This is a genomic window from Flavobacterium polysaccharolyticum, from assembly GCF_038739875.1.
Classification (GTDB): Bacteria; Bacteroidota; Bacteroidia; order Flavobacteriales; family Flavobacteriaceae; genus Flavobacterium; species Flavobacterium polysaccharolyticum.
The window spans coordinates 382,454-395,235 of record NZ_JBCGDP010000001.1 but is presented as its reverse complement, the minus strand read 5'-3'; the positions used below and the strand labels follow the sequence as shown (position 1 = coordinate 395,235).

8 protein-coding genes and 1 pseudogene are annotated in these 12,782 nt (G+C 34.6%); 1 reads left to right on the top strand and 8 read right to left on the bottom strand.

Features of this window, described 5'->3' with window-relative positions; genetic code table 11:
• Together WFZ86_RS01800 and WFZ86_RS01795 are read right to left on the bottom strand one after the other, a co-directional pair.
• Positions 1 to 2,782: pseudogene (locus WFZ86_RS01800) on the bottom strand (hypothetical protein); the annotation flags it as partial.
• Positions 2,783 to 3,311: 529 nt separating this feature from the next.
• Entirely contained in the window at positions 3,312 to 5,228 is a 1,917-nt protein-coding gene (locus WFZ86_RS01795; protein ID WP_342690340.1) for an ABC-F family ATP-binding cassette domain-containing protein, read from the bottom strand.
• Positions 5,229 to 5,292: 64 nt separating this feature from the next.
• Between WFZ86_RS01795 and WFZ86_RS01790 the strand changes: the two genes are divergently transcribed.
• Entirely contained in the window at positions 5,293 to 5,676 is a 384-nt protein-coding gene (locus WFZ86_RS01790; protein WP_342690339.1) for a DUF983 domain-containing protein, read from the top strand.
• A 1-nt stretch (position 5,677) separates the two neighbouring features.
• On the opposite strand, the gene WFZ86_RS01785 is transcribed toward WFZ86_RS01790, so the two are convergent.
• The 6 genes from WFZ86_RS01785 to WFZ86_RS01760 form a co-directional block, all read right to left on the bottom strand.
• Positions 5,678 to 6,730 carry an NAD(P)/FAD-dependent oxidoreductase gene (locus WFZ86_RS01785; protein WP_342690338.1) on the bottom strand — a complete coding sequence of 351 codons (1,053 nt, stop codon included), beginning with the start codon at positions 6,728 to 6,730 and terminating at the stop codon, positions 5,678 to 5,680.
• A gap of 71 nt (positions 6,731 to 6,801) precedes the next feature.
• The gene (porN, locus tag WFZ86_RS01780) at positions 6,802 to 7,791 is read right to left on the bottom strand and encodes a type IX secretion system ring subunit PorN/GldN (RefSeq protein WP_342690349.1); all 990 of its coding nucleotides are present in this window, start codon (positions 7,789 to 7,791) and stop codon (positions 6,802 to 6,804) included.
• 47 nt (positions 7,792 to 7,838) lie between these two features.
• Positions 7,839 to 9,377 carry a type IX secretion system motor protein PorM/GldM gene (gene porM, locus WFZ86_RS01775; protein ID WP_342690337.1) on the bottom strand — a complete coding sequence of 513 codons (1,539 nt, stop codon included), beginning with the start codon at positions 9,375 to 9,377 and terminating at the stop codon, positions 7,839 to 7,841.
• Positions 9,378 to 9,427: 50 nt separating this feature from the next.
• Positions 9,428 to 10,072, bottom strand: coding sequence for a type IX secretion system motor protein PorL/GldL (gene porL, locus WFZ86_RS01770; protein WP_342690336.1), 645 nt, complete (start codon positions 10,070 to 10,072; stop codon positions 9,428 to 9,430).
• Between the two features lie 48 nt (positions 10,073 to 10,120).
• Positions 10,121 to 11,521: a T9SS ring complex lipoprotein PorK/GldK gene (gene porK / locus WFZ86_RS01765; RefSeq protein ID WP_342690335.1), complete on the bottom strand. Its 1,401-nt coding sequence runs from the start codon at positions 11,519 to 11,521 to the stop codon at positions 10,121 to 10,123.
• Between the two features lie 108 nt (positions 11,522 to 11,629).
• A complete protein-coding gene (locus tag WFZ86_RS01760; protein WP_342690334.1) occupies positions 11,630 to 12,781 on the bottom strand; it encodes a formimidoylglutamase in 1,152 nt (383 codons plus the stop codon).
• Position 12,782 lies beyond the last annotated feature (1 nt).

Below are 12,782 nucleotides of genomic sequence, written 5' to 3'. Positions count from 1 at the left end.
TGGCTGATGCTACTGAGGTACAACTTCCATTGCCTGATGTTACTGTATAATCTGTTCCAACGATCAATCCACTAATTAATCCTGTGGTGGTGTTGATTGTAATTCCTGGTGTAGCTGGGTCAAAAGTATATGTATTCGATGCATTGTAATTGCTAATCGTACTGGTTTCTGCTGACGAACAAGACGCTGCTGTCGAACTAATTGTCGGAACAGCTGGTAAAGCATTTACCGTTACCGTTTCCGTAGCTGTTAAGGTACGATTACAGGTCCCGTTGCTTACATTGGTTAAGTTTAAAGTGGTGTTAGCAGTTACGCCTGTTACCGTAACAGCAACTGTTCCGCCTGCTCCTATGGTAGCTATGCCCGAAGCTGCTCCTGAATAGGTAACTATATTGCCTGCTGTGCCTGTTATGGTAAATATCGCATTAGAACCAGAACAAACTGGTGAATTAGATGATAAGGTAGCCGCAACGGGTAAAGCATTTACAGTTACCGTTGCCGTAGCGTTTAAAGTAGGATTACAGGTTCCGTTGCTTACATTGGTTATGTTTAAAGTGGTGTTAGCAGTTACACCTGTTACCGTAACAGCAACTGTTCCACCTGCTCCGATGGTAACGGTACCCGAAGCTGCTCCTGAATAGGTAACTGTATTGCCTGGCGTGCCTGTTATGGTAAATATCGCATCAGAACCAGAACAGACTGGTGAATTAGATGATAAGGTAGCCGCAACTACACACAAATTAGCTCCTGCAGAAGTTACCGTTCCACAAACATAATTACTTTGCGTTACTATATCTCTATAATCATATCCATTCATCGATACAACTGCTGCTGTAATGCTTAACGTAGCTGTTGTAGCTCCAGAATAAACACCACCGTTAGCGATATTAGACCACGAAGCCCCATTATCAGTACTTACCTGCCATTGATGCTGTGTAGTTCCTGAACCTGATGTAGTTATAGTTGTAGTAAATGACACATTACCTCCTACTGCTGTAGACTGATTTGAAGGAGTTGATGGATTTAGCACACTTGCTGAACCTAAACTTGTTACATTGGTATAGGTACCTGAGTATGGCGCAGCAACAGGTCCATTTACCCTTCCTGAAGTATCAACCGTTGGAATGCCCGTTCCATAAACACCACCATCACCTCCATCGGCAGCAATAGAATTATAATATTCATTTGCATCAGAACAACCATCATTATCAGAATCTAAATCAAGTTGATTTAAAACACCATCAAGGTCCGTATCATATCTATCATCTATTCCGTCGGTATTTGTATCAACAAAACCTGGAGCTGAAGGATCAAAATAATTAGGAATTCTATCCGAATCAGCATCTCCAAAAGGGTCTGGTAAAACTCCATATTCAACAGTATCTAAAATTCCATCATTATCATCATCTAAATCACAATTTTGAGGAACACTATCGGTATCTGTGTTTCCAACATAGTTTGGATTTTCAATCGGAATATACAATGATACTGAACCTCCAGATTGACCGTCACGAGAATCATTTCTAAAACCATTTAAATGCTGTCCACCTATTCCTCCTGTTGTATTTAAAGAAAGATTTGCTGGAAGTGTGGCTTTTGAGTAAAGTAACACTCCTCCTCCTCCTCCTCCTCCAGGACCATGAGCCACATTTGTATTCAGATCTATATTTAAATCTTGACCATCACCGCCATTGATATTAACCGTAAGATTAGTTGTATACCTATTCACTTTTAACACAACTGACCCTCCAGCACCACCACCTCCACCTCCATCAGGAGCACCGACAGGATTGACTGCCAAAGGTGATAACCCATTTGCATTTATAAAATGACCATTACCAATTATTTCATCTGCAAAAATAATCACAATCCCTCCTCCATCAGCGGCGGTAGAAGGATTATTGGTTGAAACCCAACCTGGTCCCCCTGCTCCACCCAAAAAGGCTTTATCTTGTGCGAGATAAGTTGTCATTGCATATCCACCAAATCCTCCTGCATTCGCTCCACTTACATCACACCAACGTTTTCCTCCTTCACCGCCAGCACCATAATTGGCTCCTCCTCCTCCTCCTGAATCTCCCGAAGCACCAGATCCTCCACCATTTGCCCTTGGCGCTCTACCCCTATCTGATGCTGAATTAAATAACGCAATACCTTCTCCTCTAGTATAGGATGAATTATTAGTGTCAGGTAAGACAAATTGTAAAGAAGGATCAGCACTACAGTTATTAGGCGTTCCATTAATTGGCATCTGAATGCCCCTAAATCCTCGTCCATTTACATCTATATCAGCATTGAATGTAAGTGTCCTAGCGCTTATCGCTACAACACCACCAATACCTAATGCATCATTCCAATCTAAAGAAGTTAAAGTCCCATTAATATTTGCAGAAGTGTAATTAGGAATTCTAACCACTTGCACTTTTCCTGCTACATTGTAGCTTCGAATCAATGGATAGCGGGGTGTTATTACATTACCTACAATACTTGCAATCTCAAAAAATTCGTAATTACCAGCATCATTAATAGCAGTAATACTTCCACCAGCCGCTGTATTTGCCGTGCTAATAGTTGCTCCTTTCATTTGAATGATAAGAGCTTTATCTCCTACAGCAAGATTTGAAGCATCAGTAACAGTGATTGTATGAATACAACTCAAAGAGCATGCTGCACAGCTTGGAAGATTCAAACTTGTTACAGAAGTGTATGAATTAACAATTCCTGAAATATTTGTTTGGGATAATGTTTTATTGCTTGTAAAAATTAGCAAAAATAAAAGCATAGAAAAAATTGCTTTTTTCCTGAAGAGAAAAGTAGATTTGGGCATAAATGTGGTATTTAGTCTTTGGAATAAACAAATAGTTTTTTTTAATATTTCAAAAACAGAATAGCACCTTAGTACTCATCTGTTAACAAAATGCAAAAAACACATATTTGAGCGCGAAAATATAAAATTAGATTCATAACTTCCTTGCAAACAATCAATTTATGTTAAATCGAATAAGACAAATCGATGAAACGTATAAAAAAACCGACGAAATACACCTTATTAACATTTACTTTAAGCACATTTAAAAATGAAAAAATGAAAAAAGAAAGAATAATTAGGTTAATTTTTAAAAAAAATAAGTTTAAGCTTACATATAATGCTTTTTATGAATACACAACCGTCTGATATATTTCAAATAAAAAACTTTTAATCAAGTTGCTTTTTTGTTAAAAATTGGGCTAACTTATAAACACAAGCTCTAGTTTTTTTTAAAATAGAATCAAAAAAAATTATTGACAGTAAAATAAAGTTATAATTTAGGCTATAACAACTGATCTATTTCCTCTTGAACAATCTCCCAATCCATGAGCAGTTGATCCAATTCTTCTTTCTTTTTGTTATAAGCAATAAAAAAATTAGCATCTTCAATATGCTTATCATAATTAGAAGCTAGCATTTTGTCATCATGCTGAATATCTTGCTCCAACTGTTTTATCTGACTTTCTATTTTACTCAATTTATTATGTAACGCTTTATTCTTTTTTTGGTCTTCATAGGAAGATTTTGATTTTGCATTATCCTTTGGAGCCACATGCTTTTCTATATCTTTTTTCTCAACTTCTCGCATATTCTCCAAATTGCGTTGCTCTAAGAAAAAGTTAATATCTCCAAGATATTCCTTAATTTTTTGATCTTTGAATTCATAGACTATATTAGACATTCCTTGCAAAAAATCACGGTCATGAGATACCAATAATAAAGTACCACCAAATTTTTGCAACGCAGCTTTCAAAACATTCTTAGATTTAATATCAAGGTGATTCGTTGGCTCATCCATCAAAAGAACGTTTATTGGTTGTAACAAAAGCTTACAGAGCGCCAGACGGTTACGTTCTCCACCAGAGAGTACTTTCACCTTCTTTTCAACATCATCGCCACGGAACAAAAAAGCCCCTAACATATCCCTAACTTTCATGCGATTCGTATCAGTAGCAGCATTTTCCATAGTTTCCAAAAGTGTAATCTCACCATCCAAATACTCTGCTTGATTTTGGGCAAAATAACCCAGTTGAACGTTATGACCTAACTTTATTGAACCATCATATTTAAATTCATTTACTATCGCTTTAATAAATGTGGATTTCCCTTGGCCGTTTTGTCCAACGAAAGCAATTTTACTTCCTCGTTCAACCAAGAGATTGATATCTTTTAAAATGGTCTTATCACCGTACGATTTGGTGACATTTTCTGCTTCAATAACTACTTTCCCAGGTTCTTTTGAAACAGGAAAAGAAATACTCATAACAGAATTATCATCCTCATCCACTTCAATTCGCTCTACTTTATCAAGCTTTTTGATGAGTGATTGAGCCATCGAAGCTTTAGAAGCTTTAGCTCTAAACTTTTCAATTAATTTCTCCGTTTCTTCAATTTTTTTGGCTTGATTCTTTTGAGTAGCCAACTGTTTTTCTCGTATTTCGTGTCTTAACTCTAGATATTGAGAGTAAGGCTTGTTAAAATCGTAGGCTTTGCCTAATGATATCTCAATAGTTCTATTGGTAACATTATCTAGGAACATTTTATCGTGAGAGACAATAACTACTACCCCAGGAAAATTTCTTAAAAAACCTTCTAACCAAATGATACTTTCAATATCCAAGTGGTTAGTTGGCTCATCCAATAAAAGAATATCATTAGATTGAAGCAATAATTTAGCAAGCTCAATACGCATTCTCCATCCCCCAGAAAAAGTGTCTGTTTGATTATCAAAAACTTCACGTTTGAAACCTAAGCCTAAAAGAATTTTTTCAGTATCACCTACATAGTTATACCCGCCTAAAAGCTCGAAACGATGGGTGTAATCAGACAAATCCTCAATGATTTGACTATATTCATCACTCTCATAATCAGTCCTACTAACCAATTGATGATTAATCTCGTCTAGCTTTTTTTCAACAATTTTGATTTCGGTAAAAGCTTCGTAAGCCTCCTCAAGAACCGTACGTCCAGCTTCAAAATCAATATCCTGACGAAGAAACCCCATCCGTACTTCTTTTTCTTGAGCAATACTTCCTGAGTCTGGAGCAAAATCACGAGCTAAAATCTTAAGCATTGTAGATTTTCCCGCTCCATTTTTGCCTACAAGTCCAACTCTATCGCCTGCTCCTAAACGAAAAGTAACTTCTTCAAACAAATACGAACCCCCAAAAGAAACTGATAAATTGTGTATATTAAGCATAGAATGTGACTAATGTTACATCGGTAGCAATCTAAAATTGTACCTTTGATGAAAATTTTTGCAAATGTTAAAAAAAGGATCCAAACTAAATAGCATTTTAACAGGAAGTTGTCCGAAATGCCAGAATGAAAGTATGTATGAGGATAAAAACCCACTTAATCTCAATAAAGTACTAAAAATGAATGAAACCTGCAGCCATTGTGGATTGAGATATCAAATTGAACCATCTTTTTTTTATGGCTCAATGTATGTAAGCTATGCCTTAAATGTAGCAGTAGGTTTAGCAGCATTTATCATATCCTATGTATTCCTGGGTACAAGTATCAAAAATTCTTTTTTTGTGATACTAGGTACATTACTACTTTTATTCCCTTGGGTTTTAAGATGGTCAAGGAATATCTATATCAACTTATTTGTAAGTTATGACCCAAGTAGCACAAAAAAATAAATCATTTTTTGAATTTCTTTAAAAATCTAACCCAATTAATTTCGGGCTGTAAAGGCATTTTATATTCTATATGATTATACAATGTCTTTGCCATTGATGGCCCTAGCATAACACCTCTAGTTCCTAATCCATTCAAAATATGCAGTTGGGGATACACATCATGAGTTCCAACAAGAGGTCTGCGATCTCGCACAGTAGGCCTAACTCCAGCAAAATGTTCTATAACTTCAAAGTCACAATTAATAATTTCTTGAATACGTTCTAATAATTCCATTCTACCTCCTTCAGTAGGCAAATCCGTTTTATCCTTCCAATTATACGTAGCTCCAACTTTAAATAAACCATCACCTAAAGGAAGAATAAAGACGCTAGTATTAACAATAACATCAATAGCTAAGTCAGGAGCTTTTATGATAAATAATTCCCCTTTGGTGCCATCAAGAGGTAAAAAATTAAAATAAGGATTATTATGTAATCCAAAACCTTCAGCAAAAATTATGTGTTTTGCTTTAGCTCCATTATATTCAACCTCATCAGTTGTAAATGACAAAGCAGAATAATTAAATACTTCATTACAAAACATCCCTGATTTTCGTAAAAATTCACGATAATACTGTAGCAGAAGCGCTGTATCAACATAACCAGTTTGTAACACTTCACCATATCCATATGGTGCGTTTATACCTTTGTAATTAGAAAATTTTATTGTAGTTGACAAAAAAGGAGAGAGTAGCTTTTTATCAGAAGCTAAAAACCAATTATTCTGTTCTTCGATAGAAAAAAACTTCCTGTAAATAGGCAATCTATTATCGAACGTGACTGAAAAATTATCTTTTAAGGAATCATAAAAATCAGCCATCTCTTTTAGCTGATTTTCGGCATCCCAAACTTCTGTAAATCGTTTAAGAATAACTGGATTGTAGAGCCCCCCTGCTATGCGGGAAGAATTTTGTGAATCATTATCAAAAACAATCACTTTTTTATCATTTTTCAAAGCCAATTCTGCAAAAGAAATTCCAGCTAAACCAGCACCAACGATTATATAATCAATCATATAAATAAGATTTAAAAACAAAAAACTCTTACTTAACAGTAAGAGTTTTTTTCGTATATGAACTAAATGAATTAGTAGTTCCACATATCTTGTTCGAAATTACGAATTTTTTCTTTAATTCTTTCTGATTCCAAAAGTTGGTTTTGAGAATTATCCTTCATGTAATCTTCAATTGCACGATCACCGTAAATGTTTTCCTCTTTATAAACAACCGCATTAAATCTTCTAGAATTCAAAATTTGATCATAGGAAATTGGCATAGATGAGTTTTTCTCATTAAATGTTTTTGCCTCATGAAATACTTCTCTAGCAGCAGGGAAAAAGATCCAAAACAATTCGATATAATCTTTTTCTTCACTATTCATCGTATAAACATCTGGAGTTACAGGACAAATTCCAAGTAAACGATACTTCAACTCACTCTGACGTTTGTCAAAATACCAAAAACCTTTAATCTTGTATTGACTTACATCTTGGGCACTAAGATCTTGTTTCAAGATATATTCAGCAGGAATTGATTTAGTTGGACCAACTGTTTCGTCAACATAGGTAACAACTTTCTTTTTACCAGTTCCAGTTACCACTTTTTTCTTAACAACTCTACTTCTGTAGGCATCTGGATCTTGATTTATTAGTTCTCGACCAGCATCAGTAGTATCAATACGAGATAAAGAACCTTGTATATCTTTCAGTGATTTTTTTGTATTAAAATAACTATCAGTATATACTTCGGTAATCTTTCCAGACTTCATTGCTTTTGTTAAAACGTCATATAAAGAACGTCTGTCTGTCCCAATGTTAGCAGTATCAATCGGAAAATATAAAGGAAAATTGATTTTCTCACTCAAATCAATAATTTCCCATGTAGTTTTCCCCATCAAAATATCTCTATCATGAACATAACCGTAAGCTAATGGCCTGTCATTATCAGAAATAAGTTGTGCTTTAGTCTTTAGTCCAATTTCACTAGGTTTTTTGGCGTTCAAAAGATTGGATTGAGAAAATCCAGCCACACTACCTAATACAGTGACAATAGCTATTAAAAAAAATCTTACATTCATCATGGTGTCCTTATAAAATATTGGAGTAGTTTTTTACAAACGTACTATTATTGTATTTCGTAAATTACTGGAGCTGTTCTAGGCAATAAATAACTACCAGCACCTACTAATTTAGTTTTGATTTCAGAGATTGTAACTTGATCTCCTCTTCCCGCTTTTGATAAAGCAGTGATACATTGTGAATTTAAACGATTTCCTGAAACTACAACAGTTGGTTGACCAGCAATTTTAAAGTTGAATCCAACAACGTCTAATCCTACTTCAAAATCAAAGTCTACTAACTTAGCCCCAATTGTAGCAACTTGAAGGTTAGATTTAGGTCCTTTTACTACACCCATTTCACCTCTAATTGTCCCAGATGGACCAGGAATACCTTTAATTCTATATACTTTTTTATCTGATGCAACTTTCCCGTCAGACATTTTACCCGTAACATTAATAACAACTTCTGTACCAGTACCTGGACTCATATTGTATTTACCATTACCAACTTTTGTCAAACCAGGAGCTGAAGCCGTAACATCTTTGTCTGAAATTCCAGCAAAAGAAATAGACATCGGATTCACAACACCACGATAAACTACATTCATTTTATCAGCAGAAATAGTAGCAGAATTTGGTCTTGGAACCACAACATACTTCCCTTCAAACTTCAATGGAATAGTTTTACCATCTTCTAAGAATGAAAACTGACCATTAATATTTTGTTCTCCTACACCACCCGCAGTAAGAGAGATAACCGCTTGACCGTTCTCTAATTTACCCGGACCTTGGAAAGAAGTTGGTTTAGTATTTTCGTCATAACGACCTAAAACTACTTTACCTTTTACGTTCTCTCCTTGAAAGTAAGCATTCTTTTCTAATACTACGATAGCTTGATAATTACTATAAGAAGCTGCTTCAACAGCTGCTTTTCCTAAAGCAGAATTGTAAACATCTCCTTCTACTTTTTTAACATCATTTTGCCAAGCTGATAATTTTGCAACAGAAGCTACAGCTGGAAAACCTTTAAAATGATAAGATAGGTATTTAATTTTATTACCATCTTTATCTTTAACCTCACTTAAATCAAACTTTGCATCAACTTCTTTAGCAATTGCAGCATATTTTTTATCAGCTCCTAAGGCTGCTTTTATATCTGATTTATACTTTTCAATTTTCGCAATAATTTCATTTCCTTTCTTAGTGTATCCTTCACCAATAAACCAGTTATCAATGTTGTCACCTTTGTCCATATTCTCATATGGTAATTTGCCTGTTTCTGTATCTACAGTAAAACCTTTAAGAACATCAGTTTTTAAAGTAGCGATGTAAGCGTCAAATTCTTTTGTAATTACTTCTACTTTGTGAGCTGTAGCTGCAGCAGCAACGAAGTCTCCTTTTGCTTCAGCAGCCTTCGTGTCTAAAGACATCAATAAAGCTTGATTGTTTTGTGTAGAAGCAGCGTTTGCATTTTCAAATTTTTCATTCATTAATCCAAAAGCAGATAAAACTTCTTTGGACATATTCATTGCTAACATCGCGATAAAAACCAGATACATCAGGTTAATCATCTTCTGTCTAGGGGTTAGTTTTCCTCCTGCCATTTTTTCTAAATAATTAGTTTAATAAATAATAATTTTAGTCTAAAAACTAATTATCCTTTGTTGTTCATTGCAGAAAGCATTCCTCCATAAACATTGTTTAATGAAGCGATATTAGCGGTCATTGAAGCCATTTGTTCTTTCAATTTACTAGCATTTTCTGCGATTTCTTTGTTAGCTTCAGCATTTTTTGAAGCACTTTCTAATTGAACTTTATACAAACTATTTAATGATTCCATTTGACTAGCAGCCATAGAAAGTTCTTCGCTGTATTTTTTGGTAGAAGCAATAGAATCAACTGTTGGAGAGATAGCTTTTGCAGCCCCTTCAAAATTTTTGATACTATTCCCTAAACTTGCCATCAATTCAGAGTCAATTTTAGCTTCTTTCAACATTGCATCTAATTTTTGAGATAAAACTCCTTGAGCATCAACTTTCTCTTCTTTTTTAACTTGTGATTTAGCTTGACCATTAGCTAATTCAGGATAAACCAAGGTCCAATCTAATTCGTCTTCAACTGGTTCGAATGCAGATAAAGCAAAAATTAAAGCCTCAGTTACTAGACCAAGTGACAACATCAGAGTTCCTGTAAGTGGTCCAATCTCAAAGTGAGTAATTTTGAATAATGCTCCGATAATTACTACTGCCGCTCCCATACCGTAAGCGAAGTTCATTGTTTTTTTGCTTAATAATGCCATGATAATTTGATTTAGGTTAATTTAAAAATATTTAGATTTGGTTTAATACTATTTTGATCCTTTGTTCCCAGTAACTTGTGTACCCATATAATCTTGAACAGTTCTAAATCCGATAAAACTTCTAGCTGAATCAGCATATTCAAAATCTCTAGTACTTACTTGTAAGAAGTAGGCAACATCTTTCCATGAACCTCCACGAACAACTTTACGTTTATTAGAAGCATCTGAAACGTTTGGATTCATTGTAGAAACATACTCGAAACCGTTTGGATCATATGCATCATTAGTCCATTCTGCTACGTTACCAGCCATGTTATATAAATTGTAACCATTAGGCTCGTAAGATTTTGCTTCTACAGTATACAAAGCATTGTCTGCTGCATAATCTCCACGACTTGGCTTAAAATTAGCCAAAAAGCATCCTCTATCATTTTTAGTATAAGGACCTCCCCATGGATAAGTACCTGATTCCAAACCTCCTCTAGCTGAATATTCCCATTCCGCTTCAGTAGGTAAACGGAAAGAATTTACTAAATCTCGCCCTTTTTGTTTTGACTTGATGTATGTATTTTTATTTTGAGTTCTCCATGCACAAAAAGCTTTGGCTTGTGTCCATTTCACACCAACTACAGGATATTCACCATAAGCCTTGTGCCAGAAATAATCATTATGCATTGGCTCATTGTAGGAATATGCATAATCCTTAATCCAAACTGTAGTATCAGGATATACATTAATTTCTTCGGTTCTTATAAAATCTTTTCTAGAACCCTTTTTAGCTTTTGCTGCTGCTTGAATGTCCATCCAAGTATATTTATATTTCAATTTATTTACATCTATTGTTCTAAGACCGTTGTAGGATTGGTCTATTGGCAAATACATTGAATCCATTACTTCAGCATAATACTCGTCTGGATATTTTTTTGTGTCTTTTATCAATTTCACCTTACGATTCAATTTTCTTGTAGCATAAGGATCTTTTTCCGTCCCAACGCTATAATAATTATCATACATATACTTATCGTAGGCAGTCATCTTGGCAGGATCGGAATCATTGAAAGCAAAATCTCCGATACTTCCAGCATTTTTACCCTTGCCAGTAGCAGCACCTTTTTGCCCACTATCTTCCGCAAGAATTGCTAAACGAACTCTAATAGTAGAATCTTTTACCCATTCTACAAAAGAACGGTATTCGCTATTTGTAATTTCGGTTTCGTCCATATAAAATGAACGCACGGTAACGGTTTTAGTTGGCGCATCGTCGATAGCAGCTATATCATGCTCTGATTTACCCATAATAAAAGAACCTCCTGGAACCAATGTCATTCCGAAAGGTTTTTCTGGGTGCCACTTACCTCCTTCAACTCCTACTAATTCTCCTTTATCGCTTGATTTACCACAGCTTATTAACAGAGTTAAAAATGCCGTAAACACAATGATTTTCTTCATATAAATTTGGGGGTTAACTATTCATTATTTAAAGTCTGTAAACCTATTTATTATTTTTTAAATAAACAATTTTTACAAGGAACAAATCGATATTTTTTTTAATAACTTTTAAACACTATTTTTACGCTGTGCTTTCCACCATCTTTCGGGTAATTCTTGATTACATGCAATCAAATACTCCTCATAAGAACAGGGTAACAACGTGTTTCTTTTTAATTTATTATTACTATTGGTTAAAAAAGGAATCTCTATCCACCATCTATCAGTTTTATTACTTTTATAAAAAACTAACTCTTCTTCTTCTAATGGCACTATATATTTAAGATAATTATCTTTAGTTCCAAAAGGATACTCCCCCGATCGAAATTGATATCCTTCAATAAAATACCATATAATTTGAGCAATCAAAACTGCTTCTTGTACAGTATTGTAATGATTAAAAATACCAAACAAAGACACTTTATCACTTATTCCTGCGTATCGAGACAAAGAACATATTTCCTTTCCATTAAATCCATTCGGTGCGAAAGTATTAAAATTTCCCGAATCAGAAGACTTTACAGCCGTTAAATCTAAACTTACTATATCAGCATCTCTAAAAACGGGCTCTGCTAGGGCAATATTATTAGAAATTTCCCCTAATCGATAGGCATCAAAATATAATTTTTCTATGATATCGATCTCTTCCTGAGAATTATAATACGTTTGATAACCAACATTACAATAGTTAAAAAGATTATTAGGGGCATCGATTACCATTTTAGTCAAGTAAGAGCTGTTAGACAAACTATCTGTTTCTTTTCCGAAATCAAATCTATTATCTATCGCCACCAAATTAACCATTTGTTCCAACTCGTCATAAGCCCTATACAATGCATAAGTAAGATCTTGAGAACCACCAATAACAATGGGAACTATCCCTTTTTTAATCAAACTAGCGACTACTTTTTTGACTGCAAAATAAGTATCCATAGCCGAATTCCCAGGTAAAATATCTCCTAAATCCGCAATTCCAATTTTCCAATTACCCAAGAACAACCCATAAAATGATTTACGAACCGCACTCAAATCAACCACAGATTGAACGTTATCTGATCCTCTATTCTCAAGCACTCCAACTAAAGCTATCTTAACCTTGTTTAAATCTGGAAATATATCATCTGTATGCAAAGAAATAATTCCTCCAATATGTTGAGAGGACAATTCATTCCTAAAATCTATGATTTCTTTATCAATGGGCACAAGAAAATCAAACTCCATA

What these genes read in the sequence shown, in the direction of transcription:
- WFZ86_RS01795 (WP_342690340.1), bottom strand. Translation starts at nt 5,228, where the DNA reads ATGCTTAATATACACAATTTATCAGTTTCTTTTGGGGGTTCGTATTTG.
- WFZ86_RS01790 (WP_342690339.1), top strand. Translation starts at nt 5,293, where the DNA reads ATGTTAAAAAAAGGATCCAAACTAAATAGCATTTTAACAGGAAGTTGT.
- WFZ86_RS01785 (WP_342690338.1), bottom strand. Translation starts at nt 6,730, where the DNA reads ATGATTGATTATATAATCGTTGGTGCTGGTTTAGCTGGAATTTCTTTT.
- porN (WP_342690349.1), bottom strand. Translation starts at nt 7,791, where the DNA reads ATGAATGTAAGATTTTTTTTAATAGCTATTGTCACTGTATTAGGTAGT.
- porM (WP_342690337.1), bottom strand. Translation starts at nt 9,377, where the DNA reads ATGGCAGGAGGAAAACTAACCCCTAGACAGAAGATGATTAACCTGATG.
- porL (WP_342690336.1), bottom strand. Translation starts at nt 10,072, where the DNA reads ATGGCATTATTAAGCAAAAAAACAATGAACTTCGCTTACGGTATGGGA.
- porK (WP_342690335.1), bottom strand. Translation starts at nt 11,521, where the DNA reads ATGAAGAAAATCATTGTGTTTACGGCATTTTTAACTCTGTTAATAAGC.
- WFZ86_RS01760 (WP_342690334.1), bottom strand. Translation starts at nt 12,781, where the DNA reads ATGGAGTTTGATTTTCTTGTGCCCATTGATAAAGAAATCATAGATTTT.